This window comes from Methylobacter sp. (assembly GCF_023227905.1).
Classification (GTDB): Bacteria; Pseudomonadota; Gammaproteobacteria; order Methylococcales; family Methylomonadaceae; genus Methylobacter_A.
Map to the genome: position 1 here is coordinate 114,243 of NZ_JALOCF010000004.1, position 20,720 is coordinate 134,962.

The 20,720-nt window shown below is 50.5% G+C and carries 18 protein-coding genes and 2 tRNA genes; 12 read left to right on the forward strand and 8 right to left on the reverse strand.

From position 1 onward, the window contains the following. Positions 1-2: 2 nt before the first annotated feature. The 6 genes from ubiB to hslV all read right to left on the reverse strand — a co-directional run bounded on the left by ubiB (position 3) and on the right by hslV (position 5,425). A complete protein-coding gene (gene ubiB, locus M0R47_RS02870; protein ID WP_292550050.1) occupies positions 3-1,553 on the reverse strand; it encodes a ubiquinone biosynthesis regulatory protein kinase UbiB in 1,551 nt (516 codons plus the stop codon). 118 nt (positions 1,554-1,671) lie between these two features. Continuing rightward, positions 1,672-2,292 (reverse strand): SCP2 sterol-binding domain-containing protein, encoded by a 621-nt coding sequence (locus M0R47_RS02875; protein WP_292550053.1) that lies wholly within the window; start codon positions 2,290-2,292, stop codon positions 1,672-1,674. 1 nt (position 2,293) lies between these two features. Beyond that, on the reverse strand, positions 2,294-3,037 hold the full coding sequence (ubiE, locus tag M0R47_RS02880; RefSeq protein WP_292550055.1) for a bifunctional demethylmenaquinone methyltransferase/2-methoxy-6-polyprenyl-1,4-benzoquinol methylase UbiE: 744 nt from the start codon (positions 3,035-3,037) through the stop codon (positions 2,294-2,296). Between the two features lie 54 nt (positions 3,038-3,091). After that, positions 3,092-3,481, reverse strand: a complete 390-nt coding sequence (locus tag M0R47_RS02885; RefSeq protein WP_292550058.1) for a DUF971 domain-containing protein — start codon at positions 3,479-3,481, stop codon at positions 3,092-3,094. Positions 3,482-3,546: 65 nt separating this feature from the next. After that, positions 3,547-4,872, reverse strand: a complete 1,326-nt coding sequence (gene hslU, locus M0R47_RS02890; protein ID WP_292550061.1) for an ATP-dependent protease ATPase subunit HslU — start codon at positions 4,870-4,872, stop codon at positions 3,547-3,549. 4 nt (positions 4,873-4,876) lie between these two features. Continuing rightward, on the reverse strand, positions 4,877-5,425 hold the full coding sequence (gene hslV / locus M0R47_RS02895) for an ATP-dependent protease subunit HslV (protein WP_292550064.1): 549 nt from the start codon (positions 5,423-5,425) through the stop codon (positions 4,877-4,879). Between the two features lie 165 nt (positions 5,426-5,590). On the opposite strand from hslV, the gene M0R47_RS02900 reads away from it, so the two are divergent. The 7 genes from M0R47_RS02900 to M0R47_RS02930 all read left to right on the forward strand — a co-directional run bounded on the left by M0R47_RS02900 (position 5,591) and on the right by M0R47_RS02930 (position 13,348). Beyond that, positions 5,591-6,229 carry a DUF4126 domain-containing protein gene (locus M0R47_RS02900; RefSeq protein WP_292550067.1) on the forward strand — a complete coding sequence of 213 codons (639 nt, stop codon included), beginning with the start codon at positions 5,591-5,593 and terminating at the stop codon, positions 6,227-6,229. A 60-nt stretch (positions 6,230-6,289) separates the two neighbouring features. Beyond that, positions 6,290-6,365: transfer RNA gene (locus tag M0R47_RS02905), tRNA-Phe, on the forward strand. A 30-nt stretch (positions 6,366-6,395) separates the two neighbouring features. Further along, positions 6,396-6,471 (forward strand) — tRNA-Phe (locus M0R47_RS02910). A 204-nt stretch (positions 6,472-6,675) separates the two neighbouring features. After that, positions 6,676-9,840, forward strand: a complete 3,165-nt coding sequence (locus M0R47_RS02915) for a hypothetical protein (protein ID WP_292550070.1) — start codon at positions 6,676-6,678, stop codon at positions 9,838-9,840. A 278-nt stretch (positions 9,841-10,118) separates the two neighbouring features. Beyond that, the gene (locus M0R47_RS02920; protein WP_292550072.1) at positions 10,119-10,334 is read left to right on the forward strand and encodes a type II toxin-antitoxin system HicB family antitoxin; all 216 of its coding nucleotides are present in this window, start codon (positions 10,119-10,121) and stop codon (positions 10,332-10,334) included. A 238-nt stretch (positions 10,335-10,572) separates the two neighbouring features. Beyond that, positions 10,573-11,727, forward strand: a complete 1,155-nt coding sequence (locus M0R47_RS02925; RefSeq protein ID WP_292550074.1) for a hypothetical protein — start codon at positions 10,573-10,575, stop codon at positions 11,725-11,727. 346 nt (positions 11,728-12,073) lie between these two features. Further along, complete coding sequence (locus M0R47_RS02930; protein ID WP_292550076.1) at positions 12,074-13,348, forward strand: alpha/beta fold hydrolase; 1,275 nt, start codon at positions 12,074-12,076, stop codon at positions 13,346-13,348. Positions 13,349-13,689: 341 nt separating this feature from the next. Here the strand turns inward: M0R47_RS02930 and M0R47_RS02935 are convergent, their stop codons facing one another. After that, a complete protein-coding gene (locus M0R47_RS02935; protein ID WP_292550078.1) occupies positions 13,690-15,111 on the reverse strand; it encodes a glycoside hydrolase family 30 beta sandwich domain-containing protein in 1,422 nt (473 codons plus the stop codon). 439 nt (positions 15,112-15,550) lie between these two features. Between M0R47_RS02935 and M0R47_RS02940 the strand changes: the two genes are divergently transcribed. From M0R47_RS02940 to rluB, 5 genes are all read left to right on the forward strand, one after another. Beyond that, a complete protein-coding gene (locus M0R47_RS02940) occupies positions 15,551-16,174 on the forward strand; it encodes an L-threonylcarbamoyladenylate synthase (protein WP_292550080.1) in 624 nt (207 codons plus the stop codon). 10 nt (positions 16,175-16,184) lie between these two features. Next, positions 16,185-16,844 carry a site-2 protease family protein gene (locus M0R47_RS02945; RefSeq protein WP_292550082.1) on the forward strand — a complete coding sequence of 220 codons (660 nt, stop codon included), beginning with the start codon at positions 16,185-16,187 and terminating at the stop codon, positions 16,842-16,844. Positions 16,845-16,916: 72 nt separating this feature from the next. Further along, a complete protein-coding gene (locus tag M0R47_RS02950; protein ID WP_292550084.1) occupies positions 16,917-17,753 on the forward strand; it encodes a ScpA family protein in 837 nt (278 codons plus the stop codon). A gap of 109 nt (positions 17,754-17,862) precedes the next feature. Next, complete coding sequence (gene scpB, locus M0R47_RS02955; protein ID WP_292550087.1) at positions 17,863-18,528, forward strand: SMC-Scp complex subunit ScpB; 666 nt, start codon at positions 17,863-17,865, stop codon at positions 18,526-18,528. A 28-nt stretch (positions 18,529-18,556) separates the two neighbouring features. After that, positions 18,557-19,375 carry a 23S rRNA pseudouridine(2605) synthase RluB gene (gene rluB, locus M0R47_RS02960; protein ID WP_292550165.1) on the forward strand — a complete coding sequence of 273 codons (819 nt, stop codon included), beginning with the start codon at positions 18,557-18,559 and terminating at the stop codon, positions 19,373-19,375. 71 nt (positions 19,376-19,446) lie between these two features. On the opposite strand, the gene M0R47_RS02965 is transcribed toward rluB, so the two are convergent. After that, a complete protein-coding gene (locus M0R47_RS02965; protein WP_292550090.1) occupies positions 19,447-20,334 on the reverse strand; it encodes a GGDEF domain-containing protein in 888 nt (295 codons plus the stop codon). Between the last annotated feature and the right edge of the window lie 386 nt (positions 20,335-20,720).

The following is a 20,720-nucleotide window of genomic DNA, read 5'->3' on the forward strand; positions in this document are numbered from 1 at the left end:
CTTTATTGAAACAACACTGCCGCACTAATGACGATTGCGCTGAGCAGCATAGTCCAGACCGTTCTGCGGTGATTGTTATCCATTTGCTGGCGCAACAGCGCTAATTCCCTGTTTTGCGTTTCGGTATGCTGCTTTGCATGGGCGGCATTGTCCAGCGCTTTATAAATCAAGGACGGAATTTCCGGGAATTGCTCGGCAAAGTCGGGAAACTGTTTGATGAGTTTGTCGATCTTGGCTTTAGGGCCCATGCGCTCATGAAACCATTTCTCAAGAAAAGGCTTGGCGGTTTGCCATAAGTCCAGGTCGGGGTAAAGCTGGCGCCCCAAGCCTTCAATATTGAGCAGGGTCTTTTGCAGCAAAACCAGCTGCGGTTGCACATGCATGTCAAAACGCCGTGCAGTCTGGAATAAGCGCAGCAATAACTGCCCGAAAGAGATATCTTTAAGCGGTTTCTCAAAGATAGGCTCGCAAACGCTACGTATCGCGGACTCAAACTCTTCTATCCGGGTCGATTCGGAAACCCAGCCCGATTCGACGTGCATTTCCGCCACTTTGCGATAGTCGCGGTTGAAAAAAGCCAGAAAGTTTTCCGCCAGATAGTGCTGGTCGGACAACGATAAAGTGCCGACGATGCCGAAATCAACAGCGATATATTTGGCCGGCAGATCAACGAAAATATTGCCCGGATGCATGTCGGCATGGAAGAAATTATCCCTGAAAACCTGGGTAAAAAAGATTTCCACGCCGCGTTCGGCAAGCAATTTAAAATCGGCGCCGCCTGCTGCAAGTTGGTCGATGTTGCCTACCGGTATGCCCTGAATTCTTTCCATGACCAGGACTTTCCGGCGCGTTAGCGGCCAGTGAATTTCCGGGATATAGATGATGTCGGAGCCTTCGAAATTGCGGCGCAATTTAGCGGCATTGCCAGCTTCCCTGACCAGGTCGAGCTCATCCAGCGTGGTTTTTTCAAATTCGGCGACGACATCGACAGGGTGCAACCTTCTTGCATCAGCCCAGAAGCGTTCGGCAAAACGGGCCAGCTCATAGAGCAGGCCTATGTCCGAGCGTATGCGGCTTTCTATGTCGGGGCGCAGGACTTTGACCACAACGCTTTCGCCGCTGTGCAAGACGGCGGTATGAACCTGTGCGACTGACGCCGAGGCCAGCGGTTCGGCATCAAAAGCGGAAAACGCTTCGCTGATCGGCATGCCGAGTTCTTTTTCGATAATATTGCGCGCCAGTTCATTGGCAAAAGGCGGGACTCGGTCTTGCAGTTTGGTCAGTTCATCGGCGATGTCATCGGGTAGCAGGTCTCTGCGGGTGGATAAGGCCTGGCCGAATTTGACATAAATAGGCCCAAGGTCTTCCAGTGCGCGCCGGATTCTGACGCCGCGAGAATCTGACGAGCTTCTAAGCCAGAAATTGGGGGAGAAAAACGCTAAATAGCGGACAGGCCGGAATAGATGGGTTTTTAAAACGATTTCGTCCAGGCCGTGAAAGACCAGGACCCAGTTGATATGGATCAGGCGCAGTAATAATTTAGGTCGGATCACGAGTTACCTTTGTTTGTAGGGTGGGTGGTATTTTTAAACCCATCAACTAAATTCACCACGAAGACACGAAGTTCACGAAGAAAAATAAGGTAAAACTTCGTGCCTTCGCGGTGAATAATTAAGCTTTATTTTGCAACGTACTTTTCAGGCGATCAATCCGGATTTGCAAACGGTCGAAATCGGTACGCAGTTCATCAACCTGGGCGTAATAAATGTCCACTTCAGGCGCTGACGGTAAATCGCGGGTTTCTTCCTGCAAGAATTCTTTGGCGTTCAACCTGAATGTTTCAAGCGAATCCTTGCCCCAGCTTTGACCGGTGCGGAAAAAATTAGCCACCTTATGCGCAATAATGTCGCCGGTAAACTGCGACAGTTTTTCTTCCAGATCAATGTCCAGCTTGGCGAACAGTTCCTGGAATTTGCGACCGGTCTGCATGTCGCCCTCAATTTTTACCTCGCCCGAGAAAACGGAACGCATCGGTGTCGAGCTGAGTCCCATCAAGCCAAGCGCCCAAAGCGAGCCGGTCAGGCGGGTGTCGGGCTGGCCGGGAAATTGGTCCAGGCATTGAATGGAATCGGTGGTCGGGCACAGGTAAATGGTGTCATCAAACGGCTGAACGGTAACGGCAATGACTTTGCCGGCCAGCGGCGCTAAAAAATAGCCGCTGTCCTGGTCCAGTGCAAGGTATTGATTCAGCGTGGCTTCCAGTGCGCCAAGCAGAAAGGGTTTGATGGTCATGCTAGATTTTGTAACCTCTGTGAACGGCGACGATGCCTTGCGTCATGTTGAAGTATTCGCAGCGCTCGAGGCCTGCGTCTTCCATCATTTTTTTCAGTTCATCCTGTTTCGGATGCATGCGGATCGATTCGGCAAGGTAGCGGTAACTGTCTTCATCTTTCGCAACCACTTTGCCAATTTTGGGTAGCAGCTTGAACGAATAAAAATCGTAGACTTTTTCAGTGATTTTATCGACCGGGTGCGAGAATTCCAGAACGATAACGCGGCCGCCTGGCTTAAGCACGCGGTACATGGAACGCAATGCGGCATCTTTATCGGTGACGTTGCGCAGGCCGAAGGCGATGCACACGCAATCGAAAGTGTTGTCTTCAAAGGGCAGGCATTCGGCATTGACTTGCGCATAGCGGATATTGCCGACCAAGCCTCTATCGATCAGCCGGTCGCGCCCGGTGCGCAGCATTTCGGAATTAATATCGGCCAGGACTATTTGGCCTTCCGGTCCTACGCGCTTTTCGAACAATGTGGTCAGGTCGCCGGTGCCGCCGGCCAGATCAAGCACTTGGTCGCCTTTGCGCACATTGCTAAGTTGCACGGCAATGCGTTTCCAGATGCGGTGAATGCCCAATGACATCAGGTCGTTCATGATGTCGTATTGTCCGGCAACGGAATCAAATACGCCGCGGACCAGCTTGACCTTCTCTTCTGTCGCTACTTGTTTAAATCCAAAATGGGTGGTGTCGGTCATCGTTGTACCTGTTCGTTTAATCGTATTTTGTTTCCGCAAGGTTCACGAAAACGGTTAATTTTGTAGCGGCTGTTTGCGTTTATAACCGGCAGCGTCCAGCCTGTGAAGATAATCAGCCCATAAAGCCTGATATTCGGCACCCAGTTTATACAACAAATCCCAAGTATAAATGCCGCTGTCGTGGCCGTCGCTAAAGACCAGGGCGATGGCGTAATTGCCTACCGGCCTGATCTCTTTAATGGTGACATCCTCCTTGTTGACCTGTAGAACTTCCTGTCCGGGGCCGTGGCCTAATGCTTCCGCCGAAGGCGTGTAGACGCGCAAATATTCGGCCGGCAATTGAAACACGCTGCCGTCATCAAAGCTGATTTCAACAATATTGGAAACCTGGTGCAGCTTGATCTCAGTCGGATGAGTGTTGGCGGGTTTTACGATTAGACGCATGGCAATATAAGGCGAAAGGCTAAGGGCGCAAGGCGAAGGGTAAATTTTTGTCTTTAACCTTGTGTCTACAGAATATAACGGCTCAAATCCTCGTCTTCAACAAACTCGGTTAAGTGGTCGTCAACGTAAGCGGCATCGATAAGGATATTTTCTCCCATCAAATCAGGGGCGTTATAGGAAATGTCTTCGAGTAACCGCTCCAGAATGGTGTGCAGTCTTCGTGCGCCAATGTTTTCGGTGGTTTCATTCACTTGCCAACCGAGTTCCGCAATGCGCTTGATGCCGTCTGTGGAAAACGACAGCGATACGCCCTCGGTGCTTAATAGAGCAGTATATTGTTCGGTCAGCGAGGCGTCAGGCTCGGTCAGGATGCGCACAAAATCATCGGCTGAAAGAGCGTCCAGTTCAACACGGATAGGGAAACGGCCTTGCAGTTCAGGGATTAAGTCCGAGGGTTTGGTCAAATGGAACGCACCGGAGGCGATAAACAAAATATGGTCGGTTTTAATCGATCCGTACTTGGTGCTGACCGTCGTGCCTTCAACCAGCGGTAACAAATCCCGCTGTACGCCCTCGCGGGAGACTTCGCCGCTGCCTCCGCCCAGTTCGGAACGTTTGCAGATTTTGTCGATTTCGTCCAGAAAAACGATGCCGTTTTGCTCTACGGATTCGACCGCGCGTGTCCGGATGTCATCTTCATTAACCAGCTTGGAAGCTTCCTCATCCTGTAAAACCTTCAGGGCTTTGTTAATTTTCATTTTGCGGGAGCGGGTTTTGCCCGAACCCAGGTTTTGAAACATGCCTTGCAATTGGTTGGTCATTTCTTCCATGCCGGGAGGGGCCATGATTTCAACGCCCACCGGTGCAAGATGCACGTCAATTTCAATTTCCTTGTCGTTCAGATCGCCTTCGCGTAACTTCTTGCGCATTTTTTGGCGGGTCGATTCTTCGGTATCGGACAGCATGCCGCCGTTCGCCCTGGGCAGCAGAATATCCAGAATCCGTTCCTCGGCGGCATCGAAAGCCTTGTTTTCAACCTTCTCCATTTCCAGCGTGCGGGTCATTTTGACAGCGGTATCGACTAAATCACGGACAATGGAATCGACATCGCGGCCGACATAGCCGACTTCGGTAAATTTGGTGGCTTCAATTTTAATGAAAGGCGCATTTGCCAGACGCGCAAGACGACGGGCAATTTCAGTCTTACCGACCCCGGTAGGGCCGATCATTAAAATATTTTTAGGCGTGATTTCTTCGCGCAGGGCATTGTCAATCTGTTGACGGCGCCAGCGGTTGCGTAGCGCGATGGCAACAGCGCGTTTGGCATTGGTTTGGCCGACAATATGCTTGTCCAGCTCGCTTACGATTTTTTTAGGAGTCATTTGAGTCATTTGTTTACTCGTTAGGTTCGGCGTCGAGTTCTTCAATACGCAAATTGTGGTTGGTGTAAATACAGATATCCGCAGCGATATTTAAAGACCGTTCAACAATTTCACGGGCGCTAAGGTTGGTGTTTTCCAGCAATGCGCGTGCGGCAGCCTGGGCAAAAGAGCCGCCGGAACCAATTGCCATTAAGTCGAATTCGGGTTCGATTACATCACCGGTACCGGAAATAATCAGGGACGTTTTTGCATCGGCAATGGTTAGCAACGCTTCCAGTTTGCGCAAAGCGCGGTCGGTGCGCCAGTCTTTGGCCATTTCCACGGCGGCGCGCGTTAAATTGCCGCGGTGCTTTTCCAGCTTGCCTTCAAAATGCTCAAACAAAGTGAACGCGTCCGCCGTTGCTCCGGCAAAACCGGCGATGACTTTGTCGTGATATAGACGGCGTACCTTGCGGGCATTGCCTTTCATAACTGTATTGCCCAAAGTGACCTGACCGTCACCGCCGATTACAACTTTGTCGCCCCGGCGGACGGAAAGTATCGTTGTTCCTCTAAAACTCACTTTAATACCCTAAGATTACCAAATACATGGAACCAATTTTACATGGTCTGCATTTAAATGTGCGAAAAAATGAGAACAGGGCGTATGGGAGATACGGATACGGTTTAGCTTCGATTCAGGAAACTATGCTACGCTCGGCAAAATAGTCAAAAAAGAGGCATTCTTATGGACGCATTGGAGCAGATATCAACAACCTTGGCATTATCGATGGGGCTGGCGTGGGCTAGCGGGATTAACCTGTACGCAACACTGTTTACTTTAGGCTACCTTGCCAATACCGGCAATATCGACTTGCCGCCGGATTTGCAAATAGTCGCCAACCCGATGGTCATGGGTGCGGCGGGGCTCATGTACTGTATCGAATTTTTTGCCGATAAAACTCCGGGCGTAGACACCGGCTGGGATGCAATACATACATTTATCCGCATCCCGGCCGGAGCCATGCTCGCGGCTGGCGCGATAGGCGACTTGAATCCCGCCGTTGGATTGACAGCCGCCATTTTGGGCGGCAGTTTGGCGGCAGGTTCACACGCCACCAAAGCCGGAAGCCGGGTGTTGATTAACACCTCGCCGGAACCCTTTAGCAACTGGATTGCATCGGTCAGCGAGGATGCCATCGTAATTACCGGCGTCTGGGCAAGCATCAATCATCCGGTACTGTTTTTAATAGGGTTGGCTGGTTTTATCCTGCTGATGATCTGGCTGCTGCCGCGGTTGTGGATGGGCGTGAAAAAAGTCTTTGGTTTTATTATCAACCTGTTCCGAAATGAAAGCATCCCGGCCGACCAAAATTCACCCCAATAAAAACATTATTTATTGACTGACGGCGCATAATCGAGTCTAATGGCGCTCTTTTGTAGTTCCGCCCAGGTAGCTCAGTCGGTAGAGCAGAGGACTGAAAATCCTCGTGTCGACGGTTCGATTCCGCCCCTGGGCACCACTGCAAAGAAAATCAGCAATACATCAAAATGCCCAGGTAGCTCAGTCGGTAGAGCAGAGGACTGAAAATCCTCGTGTCGACGGTTCGATTCCGCCCCTGGGCACCATGAATACCAAAGGCTCCGATCTGATCGGGGCCTTTTTTATTTCTGCCTTCCGGCGCTTGGCTGGGGAGCTGCACTTTGTATCTTCGGCTCAGTCAGGATTGTTCCGCACCTACGGCTTCTTTTACAGGCTGACAACCTTAACTATAGACCTTGCTCTATACTCAAAGCCGCTGACTCAATATCCAACTCAAACGGTGCCGCCTCATGAACCTGCCCCGCTACACTTTGAAAGCCGACCGCTTCGTTATCGACCAATACAACGACCTTATCCCGTTCGCCAGTTTCCTGCCCGGTATCGCCGGCGTGTCGGGCCGGCCCGCATGGGCGTTTTACGTCAACAGGGGACAGGCCGTCGCCAGTTTCGGCGTGCGCAACAAAGACGGAGCGTTTTTGGAATTTTTCCCGGCCGATAAAGCTTATCAACTGACGCCGTCGCGGGGGTTTCGGACTTTTCTGAAGATTGCCGAACGCGGACAAACCCTGACCCACGAACCGTTCCAGCGCGGCGCGGGCCCCGAGGTCAGGCAGCGTCTTTACATCACCGATCATGAAGTCGGTGTCGAAGAAATCCATCCGCAATTTGGATTCAGCATCCGGGCCGATATGTTCACCTTGCCCGAGGCGCCCGTGGCCGGTTTGCTGCGGCGGGTCACTATTACTAATACCTCCGGGCATATTAAAAAGATCGAGATCGTCGACGGCTTGCCGCAAGTGCTGCCCTTTGGCATGAACCAATGGATTTTAAAATTCATGAGCCGAACTTCGGAAGCCTTCATGCGCGTCGAAGGCGTCGAGGAAAACTTGCCTTTTTACCGGCTGAAAGTATGGCCTACCGACTCCCCGCAAGTGGAGCCGGTGATAGCCTGCAATTTCTTCGCGGGTTTTTTAAACGGTAGGCGCACCCGCGTGGTTGTGGATGCGGAGAGAATTTTCGGCTTGGCTGGGGATTTTTCCAGACCGGAACGGTTTTTTACCAACGATAGCCTGGATTTTGCTAATCAGGTGACGGGTAATCAAACGCCTTCGGCTTTCCAGGCGTTGACCGTCGAACTCCAGCCGGGACAAAGCCAAGTGTTCTACGGCTTTTACGGCCATGCCGCGTCACAGCCGGTGTTTGAGCAATTCATCGTTGAGGCTGACAAGAAAGATTACTTCGAGGTCAAGCGGGAGGTGATCCGCCGCTTGGTCGAAAGCATCACACAAAAAATCTTTACCGCGACGGCCAAGCCGCTGTTCGATGCCCATGCCCGGCAATGTTACCTGGACAATGGTTTGCGCGGCGGGTTTCCTAAAGAAGTACCGGGAGGCGCGCAATTGTATTTGTTCGGCCGCAAGCATGGCGATCTGGAAAGGGATTACAACGACTTCCTGTTGCAGGATACGCCGTATTCCGAAGGTAACGGCGATTTTCGCGATGTATTGCAAAACCGCAGGATGGACGTGTTTTTCGAGCCTGCGCTGGATGACAAAAACATCCGCTATTTCTTCAACCTGATTCAGCCGGACGGCTACAACCCTTGTTCGTTGCGGAACTCGCGTTTTGTCGTGGATGCTCCACTAACCCTTACGCATCATTTCACCCGGTTTTCAGGCCTGGAACAACTGCTGTCCCGCGAGTTTAAATACGCGGAATTATGGCAGACGCTTCAAGGCGCGGGAAACCCGGAACCGATCATCAAGGAAATTCTGGCGCAAGCGCAGGAAGTGGAGGATGCCGAATTCGACCGGGGTTATTGGTCGGATCACTGGACTTATTTGGTGGATTTGCTGATTAGCTATGCAGCGATTTTCCCGGATCGGCTATCCGGCTTGTTCAAGGAAAAAAACTACGCCTTCTTCGATTCCACCCATTTTGTTGTGCCGCGCTGTCAAAAATACACGGTGACGCCCAACGGCGTTCGCCAGTACGGCGCGGTACAGGGCAGCCCTGAGAAAGAATCCCTGATCAACTCCCGTAGCCGTCGCCGCCACCAAGTCCGTGCGCAACGCGGCCACGGCGAGATCGTTTACACCACGCTGCTCGGAAAAATCCTGACCCTGGTCGCCAACAAACTGTCCACTCTGGACCCGTTCGGCGTAGGCATAGAAATGGAAGCCGACCGCCCCGGCTGGTGTGATGCCTTGAACGGCCTGCCCGGCATTTTCGGGTCTTCGGTAAATGAAACCATTGAACTCAAGCGGCTGGTGGACGTTGCTTTGAAAGCCCTGGCCGATGTCGGGGGAGAATTTTCCCTGCCGACCGAACTGGCGGATTTTATAGCGGGGTTGGAAGCGCTGTTAAATCATCCCAACCTGACGCCGGAGCTATTCTGGCAGGAAAGCGGAGCCCAAAAGGAAGCCTATCGGGACAAGGTGTTCATGGGCTTTGACGGTGCCGAACACGCTCTCTCTGTTGCCGCAGTTCAAACCTTCCTGGCGGCGGTTTCGGGCTATCTCAATGCTGCGATCGACAAAGCCCGGACGCCGGAAGGTATCGTCACCTATTTTTCCTATGAGGCCGAGCAGTACCAGGAAGTCGCGGACGGCAAGCCGGTTGTGACCCGCTTCAAGCAAAAACCGTTGCCGTTGTTTTTGGAAGGCTTTGTCCACGCGCTACGCATCGCAGGCCCCGACGAAGCCCGGAGGCTATACGAAGCGGCGCGCACGTCCGAACTGTTTGACCGGCAACTGGGCATGTACCGCCTGAACGCGCCGCTGGGCGACAATGCGCTGGAACTGGGCCGGATCGGCGTGTTCAACTACGGTTGGCTGGAGAACGGATCGATCTTTTTGCACATGCATTACAAATTCGTGCTGGAAATGGTCCGGGCCGGATTGGCCGACGAGTTTTACGACCAGATCGAACGGCTGCTGGTGGCGTTCCGCGACCCGGCCGAATACGGCCGCAACCCGGTCGAAAATTCCAGCTTCCTGGTTAGCAGCGGCTTCGATATCGATCCCCGGCAACATGGTAGAGGCTGTGTAGCCCGTCTTTCAGGTTCCACGGTGGAATTCCTGCATCTTTGGACGCATCTATTTCTGGGGCCTAATCCGTTTGTGTTCGAGCAAGGCCAACTGCGCTTCAAGCCCGAGCCGGTGTTGGCAAAATCGCTGTTCTCGACGGCCGAACGCTTAGCTACTCCGTTCGGCACGGAAGAAACCTTGCCGACGCACAGCACGGCCTGTGCGTTGTTGGGTACGACGTTGTTGGTCTATATCAATCCCGAGCTCCAAGACACTTTCGGCCATACTGCCGTAAGGCCCTGCCGCTATCAGTTATATGGGCGGGATGGTGTTGTGCAAACCGCGGAAAGCCCGCACCTGGGGGGGCAAGCCGCTGAAGCGCTTCGCCAAGGGCTATTCCGGCGAGTGGATGTGTTGCTTGCGTGATCTAGGTTTATAAGTTAGCCATCTTCCGATGGGAAAATACGATAAATTAATCGATAAGATTCTTCGTGGAACTTCAGATGCAAATATTCCATTCGATGATCTTCGGGGCTTATTGATTCGTTTAGGCTTTGATGAGCGGATACGCGGAAGCCACATGTTTATCGAAAAGAAGGCGTCGAAGAGAAGCTAAATCTTCAGCAGGATGACAGTAAAGCGAAACCCTATCAGGTTCGACAAGTCAGATTCATAATCATCAAATACCATTTAGAGGATGAAATATGACATACAAATACGAGACCATTTTATATTGGAGCAAGGAAGATAACGCTTTTATCGCCGAAGTCCCGGAACTTCCCGGTTGCATGGCGCACGGCGCCTCCCAGGAGGAAGCGCTGGCGAATACAAATGAGGCTATTGGGCTTTGGCTGGATACGGCAAAAGAGTTCGGCGATCCAATTCCTGAACCAAAGGGGCGTCGCCTTATGTATGCTTAAAATAATTGGGTTTAGCTGGGTAGGGGGCGCATCGCGCACCATTATTATAAATGCTATTAGATCAGACATCGAAAAGGGGCGCGATGCACCCTCTACATGACTTGCGTGATGAATTTATCCAACCGGATGAAAAAACAATGATTTTTAATTTTTATAACGTATTAGACAAACAAATGATGCAATGTTTTGCGTCTATCAGGATAGCTAATATTAGTTTGCGACTTCTTTAGGAAGCGCCATGAACCAATCGTTTAAATTTCTAGATGAGAAGAACGCGCTGGCCCTTCTTCCAATTCCCGCGTCATGTCTTCAAGAAATTGAGGTGATGCTTGAGGCTGTAAATAGGGGAGAGCGGGGAGGAAGAGAGGGGTGCATTACAGCATTAATGCGGATCAATAAGAAGAGCAGATATTCAAAGAAATCTTGGGGAAGGCTTGCAGGAGGCAAGAAGGTAGATCTTGGCATTACGTACAAGTTCATCACTTTCGACGAGCAAGAAGACTATAGCGAATATTTTTATTCTTACGATGCTTGGCAGCATGGCACACCACAAGCGCCTATGCTAATGCTTAGTTTTGATCGCAACTCGGGTTCAGCACCTAAAGGAACCCTAGAAAATGGCCCAGGCACATATGTAATTTCTCGCAGAATTGTTTCGGTACCACTCCAGTGTGTTCTAAAGCATTGGGGGAATGCTGAGTCTGGATACATGATTTATGAACACAATCTTTCAGCAATGGATCATGCTGTTCCGCAATTCAAGTCCATTAGTTACATCGGCCTTACATCGCGAAACTGGCAAACCCGATATAAGGAGCATCAGAGAGATGCGTTGACAGGTAGCGAGTTGCTATTTCACACGTCTTTGGCTGCGGTAATCAACAAAGACGGTATTAGCCAAGCTGGGATGGGGCACTTTGAAATGGTAAGAAGTGGCGCATGCCTGCTTTCAGAGCTTCAATACATTAACTTAACCTATGAAGAGGCCATGCAGATTGAAGAACGCATGGTAGAGCGTACTTTGCATCCTAACGGGCTAAACATGATTCCAGGCGGATTCGCCGGAATGAAGTTTCTTCACAAGCTTGGGTATTTGTCGCGAGATCGTGCCTCGGCTGATGATCGAGACTTTGCGGCAGCGAAGTATTTGTTGAAAAATGCTAGTGTCGGCAAGGTTGCTCCTTGGGTTTCTGAGAACTGGTCAAAAGATGAATTCTATGAGCAGGTCATATTCAAGAGGAACAACACTCTAAATCGAGAACAGATACTTTCCATTCGAAAGTATGGTAATGAGTGGAGTTTCAGCGCTGAATTGATCGCGAATCTAGTAGGAGCGAACATTAGACAAGTGCGTGATGTCCTAAGTGGCAAGTATTACTCCCGTGTGAAATGAATTCGTTTATCGTGCCCTCGCGCCAGCGTTGCTTTCGCCAAGGGTCTATATCTATCAATCCCACCAAACCCGTATAATTACCGGCGCATGAACAGCGTGTAGCCTGGATGGCGCTGAGGAATCCAAGGCTTCGTTATCTTGTATTCTGCAATGCTACTATGGGCTACGCAACTACATTATTCTTTCAAATCCCATCTGTGCGCCGCCGTACCGACAGCCGCTCATTTTAAGCTCATATTATTTTTAAGGTTTTGAAGAGACTCCGTCTCACCTCGAAGGCCGGTTATCAGGCGAGTAACTTGCTCATCGATAGCCACTTTATTCTTGTGCTTTGGGGGAAAATATTATGAACATTCAACAACGCAAAAGCGGCTCTGCGCTATTACGCGCATTGGCATTGATAATTTTCGCCGTATTCTGCAACACCGCATCGGCGATCGATTTCCCGGCGGCAGCCGATACTGCGACGCCATCCAATAGCGAGTGCCTGCTGAATTGGGCGCAAACATTCCACCCCAGGTTGTTTTCGCCGACGGTGTCAGATGTGCAATCTTTTCCGCCTTATACCTATCGCTACTATTCGGGCACCAATTCTTACCTGGCCGTTTCCTCTGCCGATAACCATGTCTATTACCTGGGGCCGAACGATACCATGCTGCGGGATGTCGGTGATTTATCCGTTTGGCTGAAAGAATCGGGGTGTGGCGCGATGCCGTACCCGGTGATCTTTGTTCATGGCATAGCGTCTTCGGCGGATACATGGGCGCTATTTAGAGACTACCTGATAAACAATGCCGGTTGGGTATACGGCGGAACCCCCGCTTACGATCCAACCGCGCAAACGGTAGCAATCAACTGTCCCTCGGACCCTGGCCAGCCGGTTTCCTGTACCGGCAATGCGGGCAACTTTTACACGCTGAATTTTTCTGACAATCAGAACTTGTCTTTTGATGCTCAAGGCGGCGAACTGGCGGCAATTATTACTGCGATTCTAGAGGCCAATCCCGGCGCGACAAAGGTTCTTCTGGTGAGCCACAGCATGGGCGGCCTTGCAGCAAGGGAATACCTGCAAGGATTGGCGCGGCAGCCAAATGCCGAAACGACCATTCCCTATCGGGACGATGTCGCCAAACTCATTACCATCGGGGCTCCGCATCAGGGCACGTTTTGGGCCGAGCAATGCCGCAATGAGTTCGATGTTTTCGACGTTTCCGGAGATATCGGTATTTGCGCCCTTTTATCTTTGGACATCGACCCGGACAGTGTTGCGGTCGAGGATTTGCAACCTGATAGTTCGCCGCTGAATATTCTCAATGACTTGGCTACTTATCCTCTCCCAGCCAATGTGTCTTATGTGTCGATCATTGGCACGGGCCAGCCTACTTTAACCGGATTAGTTGCTTTCGATGATGGGGATGGCATCGTCTCGGGTACTTCCCAGGATTTGGCGACGGTAACCGGGAATCTTCCGCTTCAACAAAAATCGGTCGAAATTGATATTCTTTTCCGGGAATGCGGCAATGAAATAGATGTGCCATTGCTTGGCAACATTGGCGAAACTCATACCTGTGAGACAAGCGATCCCGGTGTAGGGGCGGAGATTTTGAGGGATTTACAATAGCATGTAAGCCATGTGGGCGTGCTATGCATATCTTAAGGCTGATCGCATCACTATTCCGAAAGTCTGCAAACAATATTTTCCGTGCCTACAGCGGGTTCTACAGAGCCCAATCATTGAAGAAGCTGAAAGTTTCTCCAAGCAATCGACTTGAAAGTTCAAAGCAAGCTTTGAACTCCGGCAAGCACACTTTTGGTGTCCAAAGCTTGCTTCGGGATTGGTTCTTCGATTACAAAAGGCGTGAGCTGCAATCAACCGGGTAGGGGGCGCATCGCGTCCCTTTTCGATGTCGCTAATATGCTGAAATCCGTAAATGGTGCGCGGTGCGCACCCTACTTAAATTTTTACGCCGCCCGCCAAACATACGTAGCCACCGCGCTTGGCGGTAATGTAGCTACTGCATTTTTTCCTCGAAATCGGATAGCAAAGGATAGCGATTCAGCGCCGCCATTGAGCGCAATCAGAACGATACAGCCTTCGGGGGTAAGAAAAGCCACATTCGGCGAGAAGTTTTGCTCATCGGAATAAATCCTCACCGAACCGGGGCGGACGAATTTCGCGGCATGGGCGATTACATAGTAGGCGACGTTGCGGGCAAGTTCTTCACCGATAGTCAAAGCGCCGACGCAACGGGCCTCGCCTCCAGGGGTATGGGGACAGCAAAACGGGTCGGAGGCCAGGTTCCATTCGAGCACGACCCGGCTCCAGTTGCGTGTCGAACCTATCAGGACATTTTTCACGTGCCACATCAAATCTCCCCCGAACTGCCCGTCAGAACCTACCCATTGCTCGGTGAAATACAATTTCATTTCCGGATAAAGCTGATGCACCTCGGAAAGGGCCGAGATGTCGCCTCCATATAAATGCCAGGCCGATCCGCTTAGATAACGGCGCGCATCGGCATCGGCGAAAACCGCCAACGGATATTCTTTGACATCGCAATTGTGGTCCCAACAAAACAGTTCCACATCAGCCAATCCAGCCTCCCATAAAGCCGGTCCCAGATGGTTTTTGATGAACTCGGCCTGTTCACTCGCTTCCATGATCATGCTGGGTTCGTTTTTTTGATTCAAGGGTTCGTTCTGCGGGGTGATCGAATGGATGATGATGCCTTTCTCCCGCATGGCTTGCAGGTATCTGACCAGGTAAGCGGCGTAAACAGCGTAGCAATCCGGTCTCAGTTTGCCGCCGACGAGTCCCTGGTTGGTCTTCATCCAGGTCGGCGCCGACCAGGCCGTGGCGATGATCTTGATCTCGGGGTTGATAACCAAAATTTCCCGTAACAAGGGGATGACTTCAACGTCCCCGGCCTCGATGTCGAAATGGGCAAGCTCAAAGTCGGATTGTCCATCCGGTCTGTCGTCATAGGAAAAACAGCGCTCGCTTAAATCCGACGCGCCGATGCTCAGGCGCAGAAAGCTAACGCCGATACCGTCCCCGTCGGGCAGGAACAATTCCCGCAGCAATGCGCTCCTGTCAGCATCAGGCAAGCGGCTGATCAGCATCGCGCTGCCGCCGGTCAACGAAAACCCGAATCCTTCGATGACCTGATACTTCTGCCCGGCATCGACCTTTATCACAGGGAGATCGTTGGTATTGTCGGCGAAACGAAGGTTATCGGTCTGCCGGTGCAACAAACAGGTTTGGTCGGCGCTAGTTAGCCAGGCCGCTACAGAAAAATCTTCTGAAAGTGGAAAAACAAGGTCATCAGGGCTGGTTTGTTCAGGCAGAGAGTCTTCTTGGCGGCGTAACTTTAGTTTATACATGATGAAGTCTCACAGATTGTGATAATTGCCTGAAAACGCTTTACTTCGTGGCATATTAAGGCAAGCGGATAGTGCGGCAAGAAAGCCGCTTTAGGTTTGCATGCAATACACAGGCAACTTAGTATAGCCGATTCAATTGCTTTGATTTAACCCCTGTAACTTGGCTATCTCCGGGGCTTTTGATGGTTTTTCTTGAAGATATGTAGCATGATTTAAAAAAGCCTTATCCATTGAACCCATGCCGCGCAACTTATCAGGGCAATGCGATTGAATGCCTTGCCGGACCCGGCAAGCATATCATCTTTGCTTGGCGAAATAATACGCGCTCCCTTTTAACATAGGATTTTGGCATTGTTGATATCTATATGATTTTCAACTGCAAGTTTGGATGGATGTACGGTATAATCGCGCTATTTCCAAATTTATCCTGACCTAATAAATGGCTCAATTTTTTGAAATACATCCGGAAAGTCCACAGCTGCGTCTGATACATCGTGCGGTGGAAGTGCTCCGTAACGGCGGCGTCATCGTCTATCCGACCGACTCCTCTTATGCGATTGCCTGCCATATCGGCGATAAGCAGGCGCTGGATAAAATCCGCCGCATCAGGCAGTTGGACGATAAGCACAACTTTACGCTGGTATGCAAAGACCTGGCTCAGGTGTCCACGTTTACCAAGATCAGTAACAATGCTTACCGGCTGATCAAGGCGTTAACGCCGGGGCCGTTTACCTTTATTTTGGACGCTACGCGCGAAGTGCCGCGCCGCTTGCAGCATCCCAAGAAAAAAACGGTAGGCATACGGGTTCCCGACCATCCTGTTGCACAATTGCTGGTTCAGGAATTAGGCGAGCCGCTATTCAGTTCCACTTTGATGCTGCCGGGCGAGGATGAGGCGTTAACCGACCCTTATGAGATTAAAGATAAACTGGATCATGAACTGGATCTGGTGATTGACGCCGGTATTATTCCGTTTGAGCAAACGACGATTATCGAATTTTCCAACGGCGCCGGTGAAATTATAAGGCAGGGCAAGGGTCTTGCTCCGATGCTGGCAGGGTGAGGATGCAGGCATGATGAATGAATTGACACTGTTGCAGCGTATCGTGGTTTGGATATTGCCGGTGATTTTTGCGATTACCGTGCATGAAGTGGCGCATGGCTGGGTGGCAAAAAAGTACGGCGATAACACCGCCTCGGCCTTGGGCAGGCTGACCTTAAACCCGATCAAGCATATCGATTTGCTCGGAACCATTATCATCCCCGGCTTGCTGTTAATCTCTTTTACCGGGTTTATTTTCGGCTGGGCAAAGCCGGTGCCTGTCGATCCCCAGAATTTTAAAAACCCGCGACGCGACATGGCGATAGTCGCTCTGGCTGGGCCTGTTGCCAATTTGTTAATGGCCGTCGGCTGGGCGTTGATAGCCCGGTTAGGGGTGGCGATAGGCGCACAAACCGAAGCGGTTTCGTTGCCGCTGATTTATACCGGGATTGCCGGCATTTCTATTAATCTGGTGTTGACATTAATCAATTTGCTGCCGATTCCGCCGTTGGACGGCAGTCGCATTTTGACAGGTATTTTGCCGAGTTACTGGGCGTGGCAATACAACCGTCTGGAGCGTTTCGGATTTATTATTTTATTGGTGCTGTTATACACTAATGTTTTGAGTTCTATTTTGGCTTATCCGATGTTTGTGGCACAGAAAGTATTTTTTTCAATTGCCGGGTTATAGGTTGATTTTTAAACGACTGTTTAAGTTCCGGCCGTCTTTTCGTATTTGCGAAGCCATGGCATGAACGAAACTATGAACCAAGACACGGTTGAAGCTGTAGAGTCCTCGCTGGTCGCGGTCGTGCCGTCATTCGCAATAGTTAACGGCGCGCCGTTTAACAAGCTGCCGGACGATCTTTATATCCCGCCGGATGCGTTGGAAGTGCTGCTGGATACCTTTGAAGGACCGCTGGATTTATTGCTGTATTTGATACGAAGGCAGAATCTGGATGTTGTAAATATTCCGATCGCGCAGATTACTCATCAATACATCGCCTACATCCAGATTATGGGTGAATTAAACCTGGAACTGGCGGCGGAGTATCTGGTCATGGCCGCGCTGTTGGCGGAAATCAAGTCCAGGATGCTGTTGCCCAGGCAGACAGAGGCTGAAGAGGACGAGGAAGACCCGAGAGCAACGTTGATACGCAGGTTGCAGGAATATGAGCTGATTAAAAATGCGGCTGAAGAAATCGATCTGTTGCCTAGAATTGAGCGTGATATATTTGAAGTCGGCGTCGATGTTTCGGCGCTGAAAAATTGCAAACAGAACCTGCCGGATATCCATCTAAAAGAAATGCTACTGGCATTTCAGGATGTACTTAGAAGGGTTGAGCAGCTCAGCCATCATCAAATTACCAAAGAGCCTTTATCTGTCCGTGAACGCATGTCAACCATTTTGGAAAACCTTAAAGGAGCGGATAGTCTCCTTTTCTCGCAGTTATTTATCCGAAAAGAAGGTCGACACGGAGTTGTTGTCTCGTTTCTGGCAATCCTCGAACTCAGCAAAGAACGACTCATCGATATTATCCAGCCAGAACCCTTTGCCGAAATACGAGTCAGAACCGCCGGCGCCGCCGCCGGTAGTTAAGCGTGTACCTAAGCCCAAACCTTCACCGCCGCCCCTCGACCGCGCCTGTCCCGAGTGCAGCCGAAGAGATCAGGACAGGTCTTTCATAACTGAACAACGTGAAATTAATGTGGAAATTAAACGTGTAGTTGAAGCCATCTTATTTGCTGCAAATCGCCCCATGACCTGTAAGCAGGTGCAGCAGGTTTTTCCTGAAATTGAACAGCCGGAGCTACAGGAAATACAGGTGGCATGCGAGGCGATCATGGAGGATTACCGGTTCAGGCCGGTTGAATTAAAGCAGGTGGCCAGCGGTTACCGTTTTCAGGTCAGGCAAGAACTGTCACGCTGGGTATCGCGGCTGTTTGAAGAAAAGCCGCCTAAATACTCCCGGGCATTGCTGGAGACTTTGGCCATTATTGCCTATCGTCAACCGGCGACACGCGGAGATATTGAGGATATTCGCGGTGTCAGTGTCAGTTCCAACATCATTCATACGCTGCTTGAACGCGAGTGGATTCGAGTGGTAGCGCACAAAGAGGTGCCGGGCAGACCGGCTTTATACGGTACCACCAAACAATTTCTGGATTATTTTAATATCGCATCATTAAATGAGCTGCCGACCTTGCAAGAGATTAAAGAGCTTGGCATGTCATTGGATGAGCCGCCGTTAAATAATACGCAACAACCCATGCAGGTAAAGAGTGAAGAGCAAGAAACAACCGAACAGATCACCGAAACAGCCGTCGAGCAGGTCAGCGAAACAGCCGAGCCGGTCTCCGAAACCACAGACTGAAAACAAGGTAGCGAAAGCGCCGAAAAAAATCGGCGTTACTGGGGTGGTCGACGGAGAGCGTATCCAGAAAGTGCTGGCGCGCGGCGGCATTGGTTCCCGGCGAGAAATTGAGCGCTGGATAAGTGAGGGGCGGTTAAAGATAAATGGCAACCCTGTAGGCTTGGGCGACCGATTGAAAGAGGGTGATCGGCTATTTCTCAATGACCGGATTGTCAATTGGGAAAAATTTGTCGAACAGCCCACCCGAGTGCTGCTTTACCATAAACCGGTCGGCGAAGTGGTAACGCGCCGCGACCCGGAGGGCCGCCCGGTGGTGTTTACGCAGTTGCCGAAATTGGCGGTCAGCCGCTGGATAGCTGTCGGCCGTCTGGATATCAACACGTCAGGCTTATTGCTGGTTACCAATAATGGCGAGCTGGCCAATCGATTGATGCATCCGTCAACGCAAGTGGAGCGTGAATACGCCGTACGTATTTTGGGCAATGTTTCAGAGGCCACCTTGGCAAGGCTCAAAGAAGGCGTGGAGCTTGAAGACGGTAAGGCCAAGTTTGACGATATTAAATTCTACGGTGGCGAAGGCGCCAATAAATGGTTCAACGTTACCGTTGCCGAAGGTCGCAACAGGCTGGTAAGGCGGTTGTGGGAATCGCAGGAGGTAGTCGTCAGCCGTTTAATGCGGGTGCGCTATGGGCCGGTGGTGTTGCCGGAACGGTTGAAAGCCCGCACGTTTTATGAATTGAACGATAAAGAGCTGGAATTGCTGTTTGAATTTGCGGGTATGGCCAATGAAAAACCGGCTATTAACGCCAAGCCCGAATCTAAAGCGCATAAGCCGGGTAAACGTTAACGGCGCAGTCCGGATTGCCCTGAAGGTACAAGAGCCTGGTCTGCCAACATCAAGCGATCCGGCTCCGGTGCTTATTTAGCCACGACAACTTGGTTTCTGCCTTTGTTTTTGGCTATATACATGGCTTTATCTGCGCGCTGGACGAAAGACTTGAGAGTATCATTTTCGCGTAAAGTGCTAACGCCCAAGCTGGCAGTGATCTTGAGGATTTCCATGCCGTACGCTATTGTATGGTTCTCAATTGAGGCGCGAATTCGCTCTGCCAGCAACTCTGCGCCGCTGGCGTCGGTACCGCTTAATAACATCACGAATTCTTCCCCGCCATAGCGGAACACAATATCGCTATCTCTTAGACTTTCCTTAATCCATTTTGCGCTCAAAACCAGTGTCGTATCGCCGCACTCGTGACCATAAGTGTCATTGATGGCTTTGAAATGATCGATATCAAGGAAAATCAGCGATAAACTCTGAGTATTGCGTATCGCAAGGCTCATTTCCCGTTTAATGGAATCATCAAATGAAGTTCTGTTGTGGGTTTGGGTGAGTGGGTCCGTATAAGCCTTTTTTAAAGCCTGATGAAATAAAGTTGCATTTTTCAGCGGATAAATCAAACAGCAAAGCAGCGTTTCCAGCAGCCGGAGATCCGAATCGCTGAATCTATGGTTACGCATCAGCTTTAATTCACCCAATTGTTGCTGTTCAACTTTAAGTGCGTAATTGCAGGAATGCCGCGTAAAAACCCCACTTTTGACCTCCAGATCAAATTCTGTGTTTGTATAAATAAAGGCGCTATGGGGGATCTTATTTGCGATCTTAGTGCTGAAAATAGCTATCAGTTCATTAAATTCCAATGTCGTTTGCAAAGCGCTGCTGATGTCATAATTATGAAGGTTAACCGCTTTTGTCGCTTCAAAAGTGTTGTTGCTGATAATCGCCAGGTTTGCTGATTTACGGTTCATGGACGCTTCCTCATGGATTGGAGCTATTACGTTGCAGTAACTAAAGCGAAGGATGTGCCATTTATTAAAATATTAATAGTAATTAGTGTCTTAGCAAATATGTTTTGATTTTAATTGGTTCGGCGCCATAAAGTTGACGTTACAAAGCGGCAAAGGATTGCCGAAGAGCGGCTTAAGCGCTTGTTCTTATAAATAAGCGTGAAAAATCGACTGCTTTCAGCGGACGCTCCGAAAGATAATCCACAAAAAACAACACAATAATGGTTGGCATGGTCAATTAAGATGTTGAGTGATGGCAATGACTGGCCGATGTGGCGCTGAATGGATGGCTGTTCCCTGAGCAGTGGGTTAGGCCAGTCATTGTTGAGGAAAGCGAACGGTCTCCG

Coding starts and splice junctions, on each gene's coding strand:
- M0R47_RS02875 (WP_292550053.1), bottom strand. CDS start 2,292: ATGACCATCAAACCCTTTCTGCTTGGCGCACTGGAAGCCACGCTGAAT.
- ubiE (WP_292550055.1), bottom strand. CDS start 3,037: ATGACCGACACCACCCATTTTGGATTTAAACAAGTAGCGACAGAAGAG.
- M0R47_RS02885 (WP_292550058.1), bottom strand. CDS start 3,481: ATGCGTCTAATCGTAAAACCCGCCAACACTCATCCGACTGAGATCAAG.
- hslU (WP_292550061.1), bottom strand. CDS start 4,872: ATGACTCAAATGACTCCTAAAAAAATCGTAAGCGAGCTGGACAAGCAT.
- M0R47_RS02900 (WP_292550067.1), top strand. CDS start 5,591: ATGGACGCATTGGAGCAGATATCAACAACCTTGGCATTATCGATGGGG.
- M0R47_RS02915 (WP_292550070.1), top strand. CDS start 6,676: ATGAACCTGCCCCGCTACACTTTGAAAGCCGACCGCTTCGTTATCGAC.
- M0R47_RS02920 (WP_292550072.1), top strand. CDS start 10,119: ATGACATACAAATACGAGACCATTTTATATTGGAGCAAGGAAGATAAC.
- M0R47_RS02925 (WP_292550074.1), top strand. CDS start 10,573: ATGAACCAATCGTTTAAATTTCTAGATGAGAAGAACGCGCTGGCCCTT.
- M0R47_RS02930 (WP_292550076.1), top strand. CDS start 12,074: ATGAACATTCAACAACGCAAAAGCGGCTCTGCGCTATTACGCGCATTG.
- M0R47_RS02935 (WP_292550078.1), bottom strand. CDS start 15,111: ATGTATAAACTAAAGTTACGCCGCCAAGAAGACTCTCTGCCTGAACAA.
- M0R47_RS02940 (WP_292550080.1), top strand. CDS start 15,551: ATGGCTCAATTTTTTGAAATACATCCGGAAAGTCCACAGCTGCGTCTG.
- M0R47_RS02945 (WP_292550082.1), top strand. CDS start 16,185: ATGATGAATGAATTGACACTGTTGCAGCGTATCGTGGTTTGGATATTG.
- M0R47_RS02950 (WP_292550084.1), top strand. CDS start 16,917: ATGAACCAAGACACGGTTGAAGCTGTAGAGTCCTCGCTGGTCGCGGTC.
- M0R47_RS02965 (WP_292550090.1), bottom strand. CDS start 20,334: ATGAACCGTAAATCAGCAAACCTGGCGATTATCAGCAACAACACTTTT.